Consider the following 19355-nt stretch of genomic DNA (forward strand, 5'->3'; position numbering starts at 1 on the left):
TTTTTTTGCGCCATTTATGCTCTCTTACATATAGGAATAACTCTCCGCGAATCGATATGTTTTGTTGCATCTTACTCAAACGGACTCTAGAGGTGAAAGCGGTTATTTAGTGCTGTGCATCAAAACACCTATCGCTGTCTTGTTAAAATATGGACCGGCATTTCATTTATGTATGCCATGGAAATATATTCAGCAGCCAGTTAGGAAAGGAATGGAACAGTTAGATTTTTACATAATAGTGGGTTATTTCGCGTTTATTATCTTTGCTGCCGTAGTGTTTAAACGGTTTGCTAACACCTCTTCTGGATACATCCGTGGAGGGGGAGCCATGATGTGGTGGATGGCTGGAGCCACGGCGTTTATGACACAGTTTTCTGCATGGACATTTACAGGGGCGGCCGCAAAAGCTTATGAAGACGGATTAACGGTGTTAATGCTGTTTTGGGGGAATGCTTTAGGCTTTTTTGTGGCCGCTTTGTACTTTGCCGAGCGCTATCGCAAGTTACGAGTTGATACGCCAATGGAAGTGATAAAGCTGCGATTTGGCCAAGTTTCAGAGCAGTTTTATACTTGGCTCAGTTTTCCCTTAGGCATTATTTCAGCTGCAATATGGCTCAATGGATTAGCGATTTTTGTGGCGGCGGTATTTGATATTGATTTGTATGTCACTATTGTCATTGTCGGCACCTTAGTGACTTTCGTTGCCATTAGTGGCGGGGCTTGGACTGTCTCCGCTACCAACGTGATTCAATTAATTTTATTGGTGTCTATTACCATGACCGTAGGTGCATTTGCGTTGTACACGACGGGTGGCCCAACACAAATGGTGGCCAATTATCCCAGGGATTTTGTATTAGGTTCGGACATTCAATATTGGCAAATTAGCGTGCTTTGGGTGTTCATTATTATGGGCAAACAAACCATCAACACCAACAATGCGCTTACCTGTTATCGCTTTTTAGTCACCAGCAATGAAAAGGAAGCGAAAAAGGCCGCTTGGGTGGCTGGGGCGTTATTTATCGTAGGTCCTGTGATGTGGTTTATACCGCCATGGGTGACTGCGGGATTAGAGGTTAATTTACACAGTGTCTACCCCAATTTAGGGGCCAATGCCAACAACGCTGCCTACCTCTACTATATCGAGTACTTTATGCCAAAAGGCATTCTTGGCTTGGTAATGGCGGCTATGATAGCGGCTACCGTTGCCCCCATGACCACCGCACTAAATCGCAATGCAGGCATTTTTGTGCGGAATGTCTATCAAGGGGTGATTAATCCACACGCATCAGAGTGCCAGCAAATGACCATGGGCAAGATAGCCACATTCGTCTCGGGACTGCTCTCTGTTGTGGCAGCCTTGCTGTTTGCTTCCGTTCGGGAATACAGCTTCTTTGATCTTATGATGTTGTTTGGTGCGCTGTTACAAATGCCTCTGTCTATTCCTTCCTTATTGGCTTTAGTGGTACTAAGAACCCCTGACTGGTCAGGATGGTCCAGTATTGTGGTGGGTTTATTGGTATCGGCGTTTATGCATTTTGTGTTTGAGGTTAATTGGCTGTTGCCTTTATTTAGTGCTGAAGCATTTACCCATAGAGAATATGTGGATCTTACGGTGGTGTGTGCGTTAATTGCGCAAGTAGTGATCACCGGTGGCTTCTTTATTAGTACACAGTTGTTTTATAAACCGCGCACAGGCCAGCGCGCCACAGAGTTTAATCAAATGCTGAGTAATTTGACAAAAACCATTGATAAGGATGAACAAGCAAAAGTGGATGGTCGACAAGGCCAATATTTAGGCCGAATGAGTCAAGGACTCGGTGTTGTGATCGTCGGGTTAAGTTTGGCTTTTGATAGTTGGGCTGATAAGAGTGTATTTATGATGATTGGCTCGGTGATTTTTATTGCTGGTTGCCATTTATACAGAAGCCGTAACCCCTGCGCTTTAGCAAGCTCATAGATAATGTGAAGAAAGGTTTGCAAGCGCCTTAACGATGGCGCTTGCAAAATGTTGTGTCAAATTGCGGATTAATAATCAATCGTACATCAACTTTTTGGCTTTTTCTGCATTAAACTCTTTGAGAGACTTTCTTGCTAAATGGCGGAAAGGAAATGCCTTCACAATCTCTTCTATAGGTTGAATAGCAAACGCCCAAAAAACGGACCCTCCTAACGACATAATGATAATAGCGCACAAAGGAATGGAAATAAGCCATTGTCCGGTAAAGTTAATTTTAAACACGGCGGCCGTTTTGCCAAGAGCTCTAAGCACATGCCCGTGCACCGTGTTATAACCACGCACAATCGGCAGAAATATGTACAGAGGCGCTATGGTGGCCAATGCTAAGTAGGTTTCAGGATCTAGGTCAGGGTAAATATGCTCAATGGCGAAACTTAAAGCAAAAAAGAATACAGAACAAATAATAGAGATACCTACCGCAATTCTGATACTGGTATCCACATTGCTCACCAGATCATCCATTTTGTTAGAACCAATGGCTTGGCTTATAGAGATAGCCGATGATAGCGCCCAAGCGGTGATAAATTGTGTCCCAGAGCGAATCCAAGGCATGATAAGTGTAATAGCCACATAGGCATTGATATTAAGTTGCGAATAGAGCAGTTGGTAAATGGTGGCACCAATAGATAAAATGGTCATATTGGCGGCAATAGGAAACACCTCAATAAAGTGATTCTTAATGCTGATACTGAGCCCCTGAAGGTGCTTTTTAAAGGGAAGTTCGATATCGTCAGAGAAATGCACGCACAGTAAAAGATAGATCATGCGGATCGTGATAGCGAACAGCGTACCTGTGGCCGCTCCTTTTAAACCCATGCCAGAAAAACTGGCAAATCCATTAATCAAAAAATAGGAAGTGACAGCATTAATGGGCATTTCGATAAGATAGCCTTTGAACGGTGTTTTGGTGCGTCCAAGGCTATTAAATAATGAAATGATGACCTGAGTAACAGCATTAAATAACACTAAGTATTGAGATACGCTGAGATACTGATTTATCTCATGATAAAGAGAGTCATCATGAGCGAGCATAGTGATAAGTTGATGGTCAAACACCTGCAACAATATGAGAAATAAGGCCGCTACTGAGAAGTTAATGATCATACCTGACCAAAACCCTTTAGCTAGAGAAGCCTTTACTCCAGAGCCGACAGCACGGCTGAGCACTAGCTGTGTTCCATTGGCTAGGGCCATTTGAATGCCAATGATAAAGGCCACAATTGTGCTAGCAATCCCCATTGCCGCCAAAGAAATTTCACCAAGAGGAGAGACTAAGAAAGTGTCGATCATTAACATTGACTGCATAAGCAGTGCATTTAATGCTAATGGCCAAGCGATGGAGATATTTTTTTTAATGTAAGAGGGGGCTACCACTTGAGTACCTAGTTGTCGCAAAAAAAGAACGAAGCAAATTATATTTGATTCGTTCTAAATTAATAGGCTTGGGTGAGTAAATCGTACTTTAAAATTAAGACGCTTTTGCAAGCGCTTGATTTTCATCATCAAGCAGAGACTTAGATGCAATTCGAGCCCCCGCCTCATTACCAGACATAATGCCATCATAAATGGCTTTATGCTCTTCTAAACAGAAACGCCCACCCACCGCTGAATGGTCAATAAATTGTTTGAACATAGTGGACAAAATATTGCTAAATGGCACGTAAAACTGATTGCCTGTAGCCAAAAATATAGTTTGATGGAATAAGTGGTCGTTGATAGCCCAGCTTTCATAATCAAACTCATTGGCTGCAATGGTCATAAGTTGAAAGTATTTAGACAAATCTTTACGCTGTTCGGCGGTGGCATGAACCGCAGCTAAAGCGCATGCTTCTGGTTCAATGGCCTTTCTTAACCCTAAAAATTGCGCTAAAAACGGATTGATCTCATCTAGATCTTGGATCCAATCTAAAAATTGAGGATCAAGGAAGTGCCACTCACGTCGAGGACAAATACGCGTGCCTACTTTTGGTTTTGACTCAATGAGTCCTTTAGCAGAAAGTAACTTTGTGGATTCACGTAATGCGGTACGGCTCACACCGAAGGCTTCACAAAGTTCTGTTTCGCAGGGTATTTTTTGATTTTCTTTTAACTCACCAGATAGAATTTTACGCGCTATCTGCCTAGCGACCTGAACATGAATTCGACGGTCTGAATTTTCCACTAACGCAAAAAGCGACATTTTTACCACCTGATTTTTGCAACAAGCCAGTTTTCACTGTCAACAAAGGTCACGAATATTTAGTATCAAAAAGGCATAACTACCTTGTATAAAATCGCAGTAAGTCAGTGTTGGCAATCAAATCAAAAGATGAGTACGGGTTTAAGTAGCAAACCTATATTCATTGAGGCTTATTTGTAAGAAATAAGTTAACCGGCTAAGTACGCCAAGTTTCAATAAGCTCAAGTTTCAATAAGCCGTAGGCCAACAACACTTAAAAATCCAGTTGGATTTTCACTACGCCATAAATAATACAATAAGATTTTACATCATTAACTAAATTGGAAACATTTGCCAGATTACAAGTCAAAATTAAGACGTTAGTCACGAAAAAGGTAAGTAGAGATTTCTACTACTATAATTATGTTGGTGGGTTGATGTTGGATGTTGCGTGTATGTTAACGGTGTGTTTGCGTTTTATGCCTGCAAGAAATACCTAATAAGGAGGGGATACATCACGTTTACGGGGTAGGTCTGTGGCGCAATCATTTTAAAATGATATATTTCTCCTTAGATAATACATTATTAAAAGAAAATAAAACTTATGGCTGGTTCATTTAATTCAATCGCAGGCTCCAAACGAAGTTTGCATGTACAGGTCGCTCGTGAAATTGCACGGGGGATTCTTTCAGGGGAGTTGGCTCAGGGGTCGATACTTCCTGGTGAGATGACGCTTTGTGAGCAATTCGGTATTAGCCGAACGGCACTTCGCGAAGCAGTTAAGCTATTGACATCTAAAGGGTTGTTAGCATCTCGACCTAAAGTAGGGACAAAAGTTGTAGACCGTGCGTACTGGAACTTCTTAGATCCTCAATTAATTGAATGGATGGATGGACTGGCTGATATCGATCAGTTTTGCTTTCAGTTTTTGGGATTACGCCGCGCCATCGAACCCGAAGCGTGTGCTTTAGCTGCTCAATTTGCGACCGCCGAACAACGCATTGAATTATCAGAAACCTTCCAAGAAATGGTGGAAGTGGCCGCTGAATCTGAGTTGAATATTGAACGTTGGACGGATGTGGATATGCGTTTCCATAGCTTGATTTTTAATTCTACTGGCAACGATTTTTATCTACCATTTGGTAATATTTTGACCACAATGTTTGTCAACTTTATTGTCCACTCATCAGAAGAGGGCAGCACTTGCATTAACGAGCACCGTGAGATTTATGATGCCATTATGGCAGGCAATAGTGATAAAGCACGTCAAGCGTCTGCCGATCATCTTCAAGAAGCAAAACATCGCTTGCCGTTGGCAAACTAAACCAGTAAATATCCATCATTTTGAAAAAGCATGCATTAGCATGCTTTTTTTATATCTATTTTGATAGATGAAAGGGGGGAATCATGGTTACATTGATTACATTTTTCTTACTAATTAAAAAATTGGCGATATAATAATATTAAATGGTTGGGATGCCTTAAATTATCGTTTACGAGACCTACTATGCCTGAATCTTTATTACCGAATATCATTCAATTTATCAGTCAAATTGACCCTTTTGATAAAATACCAAAGTCTGCACTGCGTGAACTGGCGTCTAGTGTTCAAATTACCTATTTAAGCAAAGGTGAAGGGGTCGATCTTTGTACCGAAGGCACAGAAAAGTACCTTTATATTGTGCGTACAGGTTCTATGGAGCAACGTAAGGCGGATGGAGTGTTAAGAGCTCGATTAGGCGCTGAAGATTTATTTGGCTTTACGTTTTTAGATTCCAGTGTGGATAGTGACAATGACAAAGGATACAAGGCCATTGCCATCGAGCACACCTTACTGTATCTCATTCCGCACTCTGCCTTACAGCAGTTGTTTAAATCTTCACCGGAAAGCGCTGAGCATTTTGCATCTCAAGCTCAGGTTCGCCTTAAATCGGCATTAGATGTTGTGTGGTCTGATAAAGAGAAAGGGCTCTTTATCAAACGGGTGAGTGAAGTGGCGAGTGGCCGTGTAGCGGTTTGTGAGGCGCATCAAACCATTCAAGAAGTGGCCCATGAGATGCGGATTGTGAAGCGAACCTCGTGTGCGGTTATTTATGAAAACGATAAAATTGTTGGCCTAATTACCGATAGAGACATGACCAAGCGAGTTATTGCCCTCGGCGCCTCAATTGATCAGCCAATCTCAACTGTGATGACTTTCTCTCCATTAACCATCGCCCCCGATGATCTGGTATTGCACGCTGCCTCTGTGATGATGCAGTTTAATATCAGAAACTTACCTATTGTTGAGGATAATAAAGTCATCGGTCTACTGACTACGTCACACTTGGTACAAAACCACCGTGTTCAGGCTATTTTCTTGATTGAGAAAATTAAATACGCCACCAGTGTGCATTCATTGGCGAGTTTTACCTCTGAACGTCAGGCTATTTTTGAAGCCTTAGTGGAAGGTAAGGTTTCCCCAGAGGTGATAGGTCAAGTGATGACGATGATTATGGATGCCTATACTCGTCGTATCATTCAAATTTCTATAGATAAACTGGGTCCACCACCCTGTGAATTTGCTTGGATTGTTGCGGGATCTCACGCACGCAATGAAGTACATATGTTGTCGGACCAAGACAGTGCAATAGTACTAACCGACGATGCCACTGAAAACGACAAAATATACTTTAAGCATCTTGCCAGCTTAGTCAGCCATGCTTTAGACAGCTGCAGTTACCCGCTTTGTCCTGGTAACTATATGGCGGCTAACCCGAAATGGTGCCAGCCCATTAGCACTTGGAAACATTACTATAAAAAATGGGTGGCTAATCCAGAATATGAACGTTTGCTTAATATCAGTGTTTTTCTTGAGATCCGTTCTATCTATGGTAATGGGGATTATGAGAAAATATTACGAGATGAACTGCATCAAAATATCCGTAATAGTCGTGAATTTTTGTTAATGTTAACGAGCGATGCAGTTAACACTAGCCCACCTTTAGGCATTTTCAACAGCTTAGTTTTAGAAAAATCAGGGGAAAATAAGAAAACTCTGAATGTGAAAAAATACGCCATCAACTTGATTATTGATTTAGCTCGTATCTATGGTCTAGCGGTGGAAAGTGACCATTCTGCTACAGATAAGCGCTTTCAAATGGCCTATGAAAAAGGCTTTTTATCAGAAGATGCCTATAAGAACATTCTAGGAGCGTATGAGTTTATCCTATCATTCCGCTTTAACCATCAGCTCACAGCATTGAAAAATGGCGAAGAGCCAAATAACCATATTGATCCTAATAGCTTTGGTAGTTTTGAACGTGGACATCTTAAAGATGCCTTTAGGATTATTGCCGATTTACAAGAGGCCGCTAAGGTGAGATTTGGGACTCGATAATTTATGTTTAAATATTTTCATCCATTAGAACATACAAAGCGCCAACGTAAATCCTTGGTTGAAGGGAAGACGTTACCTAATTTATTTAAACGGCTGTTAAAGAGTCCGACACCAGAGATAACGACGCTGTATAATGATCTGGATTACATTATTCTAGATCTTGAGACGACCGGCTTAGATAGCCGAAACGACCTAATATTATCTATAGGTTGGGTGGTTTTATCTAATCGAAAAATAGATCTCACCACAGCGTGTCATTATTATATTAACCAAGAGTCTCAAGTGAAGCCGGAGACCGCCATCATTAACCACATCACACCACAGATGTTAGATACTGGTGTATCTATACATGATGCCATGAGATCATTTTATGATGCGGCTTTAGGTAAGGTGATTGTTGCCCACGGGTGCGTAGTAGAAACTAATTTCATTAATCAGTATCTTAGTACTAACTATCATGTGCGTGACTTGCCGTTAATATGGCTTGATACCTTATGTTTAGAAAAGAAAATGGCTAAGGCGCGTAATGATGTAGAGGATTTTGATTTAACGCTCTCTGCAACACGCGCACGGTACAAATTGCCAGAATATAATGGGCATAACGCCCTTAGTGATGCCCTTGCTACAGCGGAGCTGTTAATGGCGCAGGTGAAGCGGTTAGAGCCTAATCACGATATTAAATTTGGTTATTTATACAAACTCGGCAATTAGTATGAACGAATGGATGCAGATGTATTAAAAAGGGCCACGGTATGATTACCGTGGCCCTTTGGCATTAAAGGTCACACATACAGCGGGGAGTACTCGCTATTGTTCATGCCTAGAAGCCCAATGTTAGAAGCTATATGTTAGACCTACACGGCTACGAAGTTCACGAGTAGCACTTTGAGAACTGGTGCTCACGTCACCAAATTCAACATAAGGGTACCAATCACCAAACTTGCGACCTGCCGTTAGGTTGAGTTCATAGTTTTCTTCAGAGTTATCATAGATATCGTAGCCATCTGCATTATAGTAGTTGGCTTCAAAACCAAACTTCCATGCCGCCACAGAGTAGTTTACGTTACCAGTGATACGGTGGCGATATTGATTACTGTCACCATCACTGTATGTTTTTATGTCATAACGGTAACGAGCACTTAGGCTTAGTCCATCAACACTATCTAAAGCATAAGTTGCGCGTAATTGTGGCTTATAAGTCATGCCACTACTGCGTCCTTCAATAGGCATACCAGGTTGAATTGTCCAGTTACTGTTCTCTATTTTATAACGATAGCCGAGATCCAGTTCCCAACCATTGTTTTTAAGATCTTTCATGAACTCGCCATCTTCGCCTTTGAACTTAAGTTCACCGCTAAAATAGAAGTTACCAATGCTATCGCCCATTTTAATACGGCTAGAATGTTGATCGGTGTGACTTTTGTATTCGTGACGAATATTAAATGAAGCTGCAGTAGCGGATGTGGCTACGACAGTAGTGATTAGAGCCAGAGTGACTTTGTTTAAAGCTTTCATTTGATAACCCTTTTGAGTCATTGTTGGTGTTAATGTATGACAAATATATTAAGGGCTTGGCTTTATTTTGGCATGTGACTGCAATCACTAAAAAGGGCGGTTTTAGCTGTTTAGATTTTTTGGGTTAGGTATGTTGCCTGTTAAGTTATTGATTTTAGAGCATTAATCATTTTATGAAATGGGTCGCATAAAAATTACTAAACCCTTAGTAATGTGCACTAATTCGAAAGGAATTTACTTATTTTTATGAATTAATCATCACTGTAGAAAATGATTGAGTGATCACCGTCACAATAGACGATGTGCAGTGGAACGTACACAGTTTGTTGTAAGTACTTTGGTACACAAGGGGGATGAATAACGCGGTGAAATGTATCTAATGAGTTGGCAAGTGAACAAACTAGGCCACAAACGAAGTTGCAGCCTAGATGACATCACAAAGAATTAAGCCTGCGCATTAAAAGCTATAGCTAATTCCAACTCGTGAACGCAGTTGACGGTTGCTGTTTCTAGGGCTTGGACCTTTGCTATATTGTACATTACCCAATTCCACATACGGTCGCCAATTCCAACCTGAACCTTTGTATCCAATTTTGAAGTTATAGTCCCACTCATTGTTTCTTTTTGCGTGATCTCCGCCAAACCATTGGTCATTATTGAAAAAGTCTTGGGCATAGTTGGCTTCAAAACCAAGCTGTAAACCCCCAATTTTATAGTCAATGTTGCCTGTAAACTTAGAGCGATCAATAGAGTCCTGGGTCGATTTAGCCCCCGTGTACTTTCTAAATTCATGGCGATAACGCACTTTAGTCGTCAAACCTGAATCAAATTTATACTGAACTTTTAATTGAGGTTTATAGGTTACACGGTCGCTACCGAAGGTAATGGGCATAGAAGGGGTGACGCGCCAATGCTTATTGATCTTGATATTATAACCATAGACAAATTCATTATCGGCCGCTTCCCAATCGGATATGGGTTTACCAGTTTGTTTTGCTTCTAGACTAAAGAAATGGTTGCCCACGCTACTGCCTATTTTTACTCTACTTGCGTATTTTTTATCTTGGTGTTTGTATTCTTGACGATAATCAATAGATGCGGCTGAGGCGGCAGTTGCACATAATGTGGTGAGCGTGAATAAGGCGATATGTGTACTTTTAATCATTGCTGGAAGTAGCCCTTACTATTTGGTCTTATGGTATGACATTAATAAAAGAGCATGATGATAATAGAGATTTTAATGAACAGGCATAAGAAAAGTATGTTTACTGTCGGTCATCGACTTGATTTTATGCTTAAAGGTTATTAGTGATATCAATCACAGTAATTAAGTGGTCAGAAATAGCGTAGGAAAAATGCTCAAAAACAAGGCAGAAATTTTCCATAAGTCGTTATTCTACAATCAAAAATTCTAACGCAGTTATCGAGTATTTTAACAAGCTAGAATGATCCGTTACTGACTACGATGGTATGAACAAAGGGAGGAAAAGGGTAGGGCATAAAAAAACGGCCAAACAGGCCGTTTTTGTGTTGCGACAAATGGATTGTCTAATTAATTGTGTAGCACAGCAATTTTACTGAAGCTCACATGAAAAACTTGTCCTTGTAAGCTAGATTTTGGTTTGATTTGCGGGTAGATACCGGCTTTGAAGTAAAAACTGTTACTATCTGAGTTCCAATCACGGGTAAGAACATCACCGTCGTAGTCCTCCCCCCATTTGATGGACTTAGTCACACCAGCGGCACTTAATGTAATGCCTTGATCATTCACATCTATTGAATAAGACCAATTAGTGTTAGCTTTGGCTTTACCTAAATTGATACTCATGGTGTCACAGTCACAGGATTTATCACCAGGAACAAACTCGGGATTCAACACGGCGCGGATTGATTTCTTTTCTCCTTCCCAGATCAATTTGACCAAGGCTTGCTTAATTTTATAACCATGCACCTGACCAACGACAACTTTTGGATCTTTCTTAGTAACAGAAGAATCGGGATATTGTTTTATGTTAAGTGTGGCGGATAATGTGTGATGCGCATGGTCGCTAATTTTCCAGTTTTGCTTAGAAGAATCGCAAGGATCCTCTGTTTTATAATTGTATAATTCACGAAACTCTGAACGAGCATAGTGACTGTTAGAGGTAGTAGAAATGCCGTCATCACCTAAATCAACAATAAAGTGCGGATGACCTTCATCATCGACTTCAAAGTAGGGTAAAGAGATATTTGCCGATAAAACAGCGGTCTTACTGCAACGTGCAGGATTCAACTCTGCAGCGCTACTGGATTCACGTAAATCGTCCCCAGCACCATAATTATTTTTAAAATACGTAGCACTGATAGGCAGCGTAAGCTTCCACTCGTTGAGATTCCAATCAGACGCAGTTTTATTACCAGACTCAATATTGTTTTGTACGCTTGGTTGTTGAGTAACTACCGCAGGTTGTGGAGTCACTACCTCAGGTTGCGAAATAACTACAGCAGGTTGTGGAGTAACTTTTGTCGGTTGTGGAGTCACTACAGCCGGTTGCGAAATAACAGCAGTAGGTTGCTGTGTAACTACTTCAGCCTTGGGCGATACTTGAGATTCGTTATTTTGGCTAGAACCCGAACTACTGTTACAGCCAGCTAGAATCATTCCCAAAACAATGGGCACTAATTTAAATTTGCTCGGTTTCATAATAATCCATATTAAAGAGTAAGTTTTATCCCTATATTAATCATATTGTCATACTTTTTTAAAATTGCTCTATTAGGTTTTGTGATCCTTCTCGAGATTAGTAGGGAATTAATTATATGGTAATGATTATAATTTATATAAACCTCTGATTTATAAAAGAAAATCAAAACCCAAACAAAATGTGACAATTACCCTGTTTTTGTTGCGATTACAGAATTAAAGTTAAATAAATTGTAAAAAACAATAATGAGATACACTTAATAGTCTTATTGTTTAGAGAATAATTTGCCTAATTGAACCTATAAATAAATTGGATGGTATATGCAAATCAGTAGCTTAATAGTGATTTGGCTGTAAATCACCATTAAGAGATTAAGCGCATATAAAGGTGTTTAAAACTTTAATAAATTAAAGACAACAACCTTGAAAAACATCGGGTGTCTGTCTCTCTTTTATTATATCTAATATGACTATGCCATAAATAATGCTACCTACAAAGAGAGATAGAAGAAAAACGGAGAGTTCATCTACTAGTAAAAAGTGAATGAAACCGTATCCAAAGAATCATGTCATTAACGGACCGATGGTTGACTCTAAACGGTGGAACATAAGATAAATGAAAAATGAAGTGCATGGTGATACATCTCCTATGCTGGCTACTTTCATTGCTAATAATTAGTTAAGGGGAGATTAATTGTATTACTTATGAATTGAGTTGCACACTAAATGGTCGGATTTCTCTATAAAATGCAATACAGTTAAGAATTTTAAATAGGAGGAAAGATTCTTTTTTGCGCTAATAGTATACAAGGTTCATACAGTTTACATCCTGAATAAAAAGTCATTAAACTTGTTAATATGCTACTAAGTTGGCGTTTAGGCGGTTTTTTATGCTTAATAATAGTAAAAATGCCAAATATATACTCTTTTTTGAGATCTCATCCTCACTTTTTCTAACGCAATGCAGTCTTAGTGGAAAAGCGTGCTCAGTTCACAGTTTGTAACCAAATGTTTCAATAAACTAATTGTCATACATTAATTCAAATATCCATACGGTTATAAAGATAGGTACTTCTTGATGAAAACGAATAAAATTGCCCTAGCAGTGATAGCGACACTTTTCGCTGGTACTGTATCAGCCTCTTCTATTGACTACCGACATGAATACAAAGCGGGTCGTCAACAGCATCAGAACCGCGTTAAACTTAGTACAAGTGTCCAAGCATGGAAATTTGCTTCAGAAGTTAAATTTGGTGGCAGTAAAATTGATGGTGAATACCCAAGTGCCTTTAAAAATCTTGCGATGACTTCATCTGAACTGACTATTGAACATAAAACAAAACTGACTAAACATTTATATATTCAACCTGGTTTCGATCTTACACTGAATCCAACGAGTGTAGTGTACAAACCTCAAGTTCGTGTAGGTTACAAATTCCCAATGGGTATTACGACAAAACTTCGTTACCGTCACGAATTTAGACGTTACACAGAAGGTTCAAGCATGACAGGTATTGATGGTGATAAATATACAGCAGTTAACCGCTCTAAATTTACTGCTAACGTAACCTACAAATTTAAATTTGGTTTAGGTTTCGACCTTGAAAGTAACTTTGCTCAAGACTTCTTTAATAATACATGGGCTATGGGTAGTACTAAACGTGGACAAAATGTTCACTATGAATGGGATTACAACGTACTTGCTTATTACCGCCCTCAAGGCTGGAATTTCCAACCATACTTTGAACTTGGCAATATCCAAGCTTCTAGTCCTTCAAATGATAAACGCGAACTACGTACCCGTGTTGGTCTTAAATACAACTTCTAATCAATGTGACAGAGCTTATTTATTAAGCTCTGTAGTTAATCAAATTAATATTGTGGATATATTATGAAAACTAAATTCTTGATGATACCTCTAGCGATGGCTGTATTAACAGCTTGTAACTCTACAGAGAAAGTGAAAGAGCATACAAATGGTACTTTACCACATGTTACTCATGCGACTCCGGCTGCGACTGGAACAACAGGTGCAACTGGAAATACAGCGACAAATGCTGCAAATAACGTAGTTAAAATCACTGATACCGATACAGCTGATAAAGGTGAATTACGCGTTAAATTATCAGAAGCGACCAAGCATGCTGCTAACCCAGTAGATTCCATTGCTGATGGTAAGGTTACTGTAGACCTAAAACAAGTAGCTAATCAAGGTACATCAGGTGGCAACGGTGTGAATATCGCTCTATTTGCAGATGCTAAAGCAAATAACAGTGATTTGTTTGGTGAAATTGTGTTTGCTGGTGGTAAAGCCGGTGAGCCAGCCGCTATTCAATATCGTCAGGTAGGCGATATGAAACTGCATCCATTGGATAATTATATTGTAGGTCATGATTTATCAGTGACAGTAGAATGGACTAATGGCATTTATTCATTCAAAATTGATGATAAAACAGATGATTCTAAGAGCGTTTCATATGATGGTTCACAATTAATAGATTCAGTTATTAAGCAGGCTCCAGTAGTTGTTGTTGCTGTTAAGTTAGGTGATAAATCTAAAACCACAACTGATGAGTTATTTGTAGATAACTTTAATATTTATCAAGGTTTAGGTGATGCAGCTAAACTTGTGTTTGGTGATAGCTTTGATGATTACCCTGTGGGAACTGTACTCAATGCACTTCCTTACAACAGTAACAGTAATGAAGCTGTTGTTGTTACCCAAACTGGTACAACGGCAAGCAGTCAACCTGCTGCGAATACTCCAGCTCAACCTGCCCAACCAGCAAATACAACTGCTCAACCTGCAGTAGCTGCTTCAGGCGCGGGCGCGATGGCGGATGATTTTGAATCATACGCCAATGGCGACCAACCTGGTGGTAATTGGAAAGTTTATGTAAAAGATAGTGCCCCTGGTGCATCAGCTAAAGTGACCAACGCTAAAGCTAACGGCGGTTCTAACTCATTATTGTTGACAGATAAAAGCACTGGCGATAAACCTTATGTGGCTTTACCATTTGTATCTGATGGAACAAGTGGTTCAATTTCCATTGATGCATATTTCCCAGCAACAAATGAAAAATCCACATACATTAATGTTGGTACTGATAAGTCTAACGCAAAAAGATACATTGAGCTCAAACAAACTAGTAATAAGCTAGAATATGAAGCTGGTGATAAAGACGTAAAAATTGCAGATATTACAAATGATCAATGGTACACCATTAATTTATCATGGACAGCCGCTGGTACATTTAGTGTCACATTAAATGGTAAAGCACTACCTGAAGCAACTAATGTTTCACAGACTAAAACGGGTCTTGCAGCAGATGTTCCTACACAGTTAACTATTTACACAGGCGACACAAGTAATGCTACTAACACAGCTTACTTCGATAATTTGAGATCTGATTTATTCTAACTCTTTGAGTATTTAACAGATATATGGCCGGCAGTTTTGCCGGCCTTTTGCGTCCATATAAATTTATTAATAATTTCAAATCTAAATTCTATTATGTGCAACCTAGATTTGTTATTCATATGTAATAATTTTAATAAGTGCGAGGTGTTATATTTTAAGTATTACTATAAAGATTAATCATATTTATATTAAATAATAATTACTAATAAAAATAGTAGGGATATTTGTTTGTCTCTATCTAATTAACGTGTCTCATAGAATGGATATATTATGAAAACAAAATTTTTGATGATACCCCTAGCCTTGGCTGTATTAACTGCATGTCATTCCAATGATAATCATTCGACCACGCCTGCTACTACTGCAGCAAAATCAGCAATAAAAGCCCCTGAAGCTAAAGCCCCTGAAGCTAAAGCGCCAGAAGCTAAAGCGCCAGAAGCTAAAGCACCAGAAGCAAAAGCACCAGAAGCTAAAGCACCAGAAGCAAAAGCACCAGAAGCTAAAGCACCAGTGACTCAACCAACGAAAGTTGACACACCAAAAACAGCAGCCCCAAAAACAGAAGCGCCAAAAACAGCAGCCCCAAAAACTGAAGCGCCAAAAACTGAAGCGCCAAAAACTGCACCAGCTAAAGTTGCCCCACCGAAACCTGTCATCAATGGCGTGCTTGGTGATGATTTAGAGTCATCTACACTGAGTGAAAGTTGGGTGAAATACTCTGGTGGTTCTGATGCAATGGGTTTAACTACTGCTAAAGCTAACGGTGGTACTCAGTCATTATTGATAAAAGACAGCAGTACAACAGATGAGACGCATGTTGCATTACTATTTAAAGATCAAAAAGTTAAGAATGGTACAGTCACCTTTGATACGTTAATACCAAGTTCTAATGATGATGACACCTATTTTGTTTTAAGTGATACCACTAACCCTGGTTTTTATACGCTTCACTTAAAGGATGAAGATCTCTATCTGGAAGGGAATCATGGTAGTAAGCTCGTTGGGCATGTTTCGCGTGATAAATGGCATACCATTTCAATGAAATGGGACCATTTTAGTGGAAACTATACTACATCTGTCGATGGTGGAAAACCGACAACTGTTATGATTTTCACTCTTGACCAGTTTGTTAACAGAGTAGATCCATCGCAATTGCTTATTAAAACAGGTTCAGAAACGGGTACGGGTAATAACGTTTACATTGATAATGTCGCATTCAACCTTGATGGAAAAACCCTGCCTAAAGCATCTGTACCAGGCACATCAACGCCAGCAACACCTGGAACTTCAACACCAGATACTTCAACACCAGCACCAGCTAAAGCGGCACCAGCGGAACCTGTTGGCGTGCTTGGCGATAATTTTGAAGGGGAAAAATTTAGCAAGTATTGGATGGCTTATAGTGGTGATGCAACTTGCTGTAGCTTAAGTGATAAGCATGCGAATACGGGTTCTAAGTCATTATTAATAAAAGATGTTAGCGCTGCAGGGAATGCTACTGTGGCTTTACAATTTAAAAAGGCACATGCGAAGGAAGGCACTGTAGCGTTTGATGCGTACGTTCCTAATACTAATACTAAGGACGCGTATTTTCTTTTAAATGAGGGTGAAGGTCTTCCAAATGTTAAGCTCCACTTAAAGGGTGATGATCTGATTTTGGAAGGACCAGACAGTACTGTAAATGTAGGTAAATTCTCTCGTGATGCGTGGCATGCGGTTAGTATTGAATGGGATTTTACTAAGTACGTTATAACTCTTGATGGACATTCTGTTACGGCATTATTGTACAAAATTGGATCTTTTGCTAAAACTAATCCATCGCAATTTACCGTTATGGTAGGTGATACAGCCAATACCGGTGATGAAGTTTATCTTGATAATGTCGCATTCCAACTTGAAGGTGAAGGTGATGTGCATGTACAAGCGCCAGCAGTAACAGCACCAACGACACCAGCAGTAACGGCACCAACGACACCAACGACACCAGCGGTTAGTGATAATATAGCGGGTGATGATTTTGAATCCTATAACGTTGGTGATGTAGTTGGTGGTCATTGGAAAGCGCCTAGTGCAAGTGAAACTGGAATGAGCGCCACTATTACTGATGAGAAAGCTAATGGAGGCTCTAAATCATTAGTATTAAAAGATTTAGAAGCAAAAGCTAAACCTTATGCAACATTGCCATTCGTATCTGAAGCAAAAAGTGGTTCTGTCTCTGTTGATGCATTCTTCCCAGCAGATAATAAAAAATTCACTTATATTAAAATCGGTAAGGGCAGTGCTAATGACGACAGATATCTTGAAATAAAACAAGATGGTACAAAATTACTTATTGCTCATAAAGATAAACATGATGAAACACTCAAAGCCACATTGACTCTTGATGCTTGGCATACGTTTAAAATCACTTGGACTGAATCTAATACATATACTATTACCTTAGATGGTACTGATCTTGTAAAAGATGCTGACCAAACTGCCACTGGATATACTGGTATCATTCCGACTGAGTTGAGATTGTATACGGGTGATTCTAAAGCCGCGGGTAACGTAGCATATTTTGATAATGTTAAATCTGATCTATTTGAAGCACCTGCAGCAACTGCACCAGTAACACCTACACCTGCAGTAACTGCACCAGTAACACCTACACCTGCAGTAACTGCACCAGTAACACCTACACCCGCAGTAACTGAACTAGTAACACATAAAGTAACTGAACCAGTTACATCTAGTGGTGTGTTTGGCGATAATATGGAAGGGGCTAAAATTAACGCTTCTTGGAAGGCTTATACGGGTGAGGCAACTTGCTGTAGCTTAAGTGATAAGCATGCAAAAACGGGTTCTCATTCATTATTAATAAAAGACACGAGTGCATCTGCGAAAGCTACGGTTAGCTTACTATTTAAAAAAGCAAGTGTTAAAGATGGCACTGTAACGTTTGATACTTTCGTTCCAGATACTAACAGTGAGGACACTTATTTTGTCTTAAATACAGGTACTGGGGATGCAGCCTTTAAGCTTCATCTAAAAGGTGAAGAGCTATTCGTTGAAGGAGATAACACAAGCCAAAAAGTTGCAGATTTTACACGTAATGCATGGCACACAATTAGTATGCAATGGGATTTTAATAATTTGATTACGGTAGTTGATGGAGCAACACCAGTTACTGCACCTATATTCGTCATACAGCCTGTCGGCCAAAACCCATCACAATTTACGGTTATAGCAGGTGCTATAGCTAATACAGATGATGAAGTTTACATTGATAATGTTGCATTCAAACTTGAAGGTGAAGAGCAAACTCAAGCACCCGCAGTAACTGAACCAACAACAGCAGTTGCTATTTCTGGTGATGATTTTGAGTCCTATGCCATTGGTGATACGGTTGGTGGTCAATGGAACGCTCCTGATGCAAGTCAAACTGGAAAGGTCGCGATTGTTACTGATGAGGTAACTAATGGAAGTGAAAAAGCATTAGTATTAAAAGATAATAGTACATCGGGTAAACCATATGTATCATTACCATTCGTGGAATCTAATACGGCTAGTGGGTCTGTATCGCTTGATGCATTTTTCCCATCAGCTAATGCAGACTACACTTATATTAAAATCGGTAAGAGTTCTGATAATAAAGACAGATACATTGAAATTAAACAAGAAGCCCAAAAATTACTTGTTGCTCATACAGATAGTAAAAAGGATGTGGTTATTTATGAAAACCTGACTCTTGATACTTGGCATACGTTTAATATCACCTGGACTGAATCTCATACATATACTATTACCTTAGATGGTACTGAGATTGTTAAAGACGCCGACCAAAATGCTACTGGCTATGGTAATGTAGTTCCGACTGAGTTAGGATTATACACCGGCTTTAATAGTGGAACAGGTAACGTAGCATACTTTGATAATGTTAAATCTGATCTATTCTAACGGTTGATCATTTAATCTATATATAAGGCCGAAGTTTTCTTCGGCCTTTTTTATCTCAAAGTTTAATATTGACTAATGTCTATATTATTTTATTATTTTATTGTTTTTGATAATATTTAGAGTATTATTATAAATAATATATATTCAATATTAATTTAAGTTTCCCCATCATTTATGCTTAGATAAATGTTTGGGAATGTTTATTTGTTTATCTATTTGTTTATTTGTTTATTTGTTTAAATT

General features: G+C 39.4%; 12 protein-coding genes. 7 read left to right on the forward strand and 5 right to left on the reverse strand.

The genetic code is table 11. The features are described 5' to 3' along the window. Positions 1–211 precede the first annotated feature (211 nt). Positions 212–1957 carry a sodium:solute symporter family transporter gene (locus OCU56_RS13160; protein WP_261875207.1) on the forward strand — a complete coding sequence of 582 codons (1746 nt, stop codon included), beginning with the start codon at positions 212–214 and terminating at the stop codon, positions 1955–1957. A 75-nt stretch (positions 1958–2032) separates the two neighbouring features. On the opposite strand, the gene OCU56_RS13165 is transcribed toward OCU56_RS13160, so the two are convergent. Further along, positions 2033–3322, reverse strand: coding sequence for an MATE family efflux transporter (locus OCU56_RS13165; RefSeq protein ID WP_261875604.1), 1290 nt, complete (start codon positions 3320–3322; stop codon positions 2033–2035). Positions 3323–3485: 163 nt separating this feature from the next. Further along, positions 3486–4196 (reverse strand): FadR/GntR family transcriptional regulator, encoded by a 711-nt coding sequence (locus OCU56_RS13170; protein WP_261875208.1) that lies wholly within the window; start codon positions 4194–4196, stop codon positions 3486–3488. A 583-nt stretch (positions 4197–4779) separates the two neighbouring features. Between OCU56_RS13170 and OCU56_RS13175 the strand changes: the two genes are divergently transcribed. From OCU56_RS13175 to OCU56_RS13185, 3 genes are all read left to right on the forward strand, one after another. Continuing rightward, positions 4780–5499, forward strand: a complete 720-nt coding sequence (locus OCU56_RS13175) for a FadR/GntR family transcriptional regulator (protein ID WP_261875209.1) — start codon at positions 4780–4782, stop codon at positions 5497–5499. Between the two features lie 183 nt (positions 5500–5682). Further along, positions 5683–7554 carry a DUF294 nucleotidyltransferase-like domain-containing protein gene (locus OCU56_RS13180; protein WP_261875210.1) on the forward strand — a complete coding sequence of 624 codons (1872 nt, stop codon included), beginning with the start codon at positions 5683–5685 and terminating at the stop codon, positions 7552–7554. Between the two features lie 3 nt (positions 7555–7557). Next, positions 7558–8265: a 3'-5' exonuclease gene (locus OCU56_RS13185; RefSeq protein ID WP_261875211.1), complete on the forward strand. Its 708-nt coding sequence runs from the start codon at positions 7558–7560 to the stop codon at positions 8263–8265. Between the two features lie 123 nt (positions 8266–8388). On the opposite strand, the gene OCU56_RS13190 is transcribed toward OCU56_RS13185, so the two are convergent. The 3 genes from OCU56_RS13190 to OCU56_RS13200 all read right to left on the reverse strand — a co-directional run bounded on the left by OCU56_RS13190 (position 8389) and on the right by OCU56_RS13200 (position 11752). Continuing rightward, complete coding sequence (locus OCU56_RS13190) at positions 8389–9069, reverse strand: oligogalacturonate-specific porin KdgM family protein (RefSeq protein ID WP_261875212.1); 681 nt, start codon at positions 9067–9069, stop codon at positions 8389–8391. 457 nt (positions 9070–9526) lie between these two features. After that, on the reverse strand, positions 9527–10234 hold the full coding sequence (locus OCU56_RS13195) for an oligogalacturonate-specific porin KdgM family protein (RefSeq protein ID WP_261875213.1): 708 nt from the start codon (positions 10232–10234) through the stop codon (positions 9527–9529). Positions 10235–10621: 387 nt separating this feature from the next. Continuing rightward, on the reverse strand, positions 10622–11752 hold the full coding sequence (locus OCU56_RS13200; RefSeq protein ID WP_261875214.1) for a polysaccharide lyase family 7 protein: 1131 nt from the start codon (positions 11750–11752) through the stop codon (positions 10622–10624). Positions 11753–12830: 1078 nt separating this feature from the next. Between OCU56_RS13200 and OCU56_RS13205 the strand changes: the two genes are divergently transcribed. The 3 genes from OCU56_RS13205 (at position 12831) to OCU56_RS13215 (ending at position 19112) form a co-directional block, all read left to right on the forward strand. Continuing rightward, positions 12831–13580, forward strand: a complete 750-nt coding sequence (locus OCU56_RS13205) for an oligogalacturonate-specific porin KdgM family protein (RefSeq protein WP_261875215.1) — start codon at positions 12831–12833, stop codon at positions 13578–13580. 63 nt (positions 13581–13643) lie between these two features. Further along, positions 13644–15173, forward strand: coding sequence for a hypothetical protein (locus OCU56_RS13210; RefSeq protein WP_261875216.1), 1530 nt, complete (start codon positions 13644–13646; stop codon positions 15171–15173). Positions 15174–15443: 270 nt separating this feature from the next. Then, on the forward strand, positions 15444–19112 hold the full coding sequence (locus OCU56_RS13215; protein ID WP_261875217.1) for a hypothetical protein: 3669 nt from the start codon (positions 15444–15446) through the stop codon (positions 19110–19112). Positions 19113–19355 lie beyond the last annotated feature (243 nt).

Origin of the sequence: Vibrio rarus (assembly GCF_024347075.1) — a bacterium.
Classification (GTDB): domain Bacteria; phylum Pseudomonadota; class Gammaproteobacteria; order Enterobacterales; family Vibrionaceae; genus Vibrio; species Vibrio rarus.

Coding starts and splice junctions, on each gene's coding strand:
- OCU56_RS13160 (WP_261875207.1), top strand. CDS start 212: ATGGAACAGTTAGATTTTTACATAATAGTGGGTTATTTCGCGTTTATT.
- OCU56_RS13165 (WP_261875604.1), bottom strand. CDS start 3,322: ATGCAGTCAATGTTAATGATCGACACTTTCTTAGTCTCTCCTCTTGGT.
- OCU56_RS13170 (WP_261875208.1), bottom strand. CDS start 4,196: ATGTCGCTTTTTGCGTTAGTGGAAAATTCAGACCGTCGAATTCATGTT.
- OCU56_RS13175 (WP_261875209.1), top strand. CDS start 4,780: ATGGCTGGTTCATTTAATTCAATCGCAGGCTCCAAACGAAGTTTGCAT.
- OCU56_RS13180 (WP_261875210.1), top strand. CDS start 5,683: ATGCCTGAATCTTTATTACCGAATATCATTCAATTTATCAGTCAAATT.
- OCU56_RS13185 (WP_261875211.1), top strand. CDS start 7,558: ATGTTTAAATATTTTCATCCATTAGAACATACAAAGCGCCAACGTAAA.
- OCU56_RS13190 (WP_261875212.1), bottom strand. CDS start 9,069: ATGAAAGCTTTAAACAAAGTCACTCTGGCTCTAATCACTACTGTCGTA.
- OCU56_RS13195 (WP_261875213.1), bottom strand. CDS start 10,234: ATGATTAAAAGTACACATATCGCCTTATTCACGCTCACCACATTATGT.
- OCU56_RS13200 (WP_261875214.1), bottom strand. CDS start 11,752: ATGAAACCGAGCAAATTTAAATTAGTGCCCATTGTTTTGGGAATGATT.
- OCU56_RS13205 (WP_261875215.1), top strand. CDS start 12,831: ATGAAAACGAATAAAATTGCCCTAGCAGTGATAGCGACACTTTTCGCT.
- OCU56_RS13210 (WP_261875216.1), top strand. CDS start 13,644: ATGAAAACTAAATTCTTGATGATACCTCTAGCGATGGCTGTATTAACA.
- OCU56_RS13215 (WP_261875217.1), top strand. CDS start 15,444: ATGAAAACAAAATTTTTGATGATACCCCTAGCCTTGGCTGTATTAACT.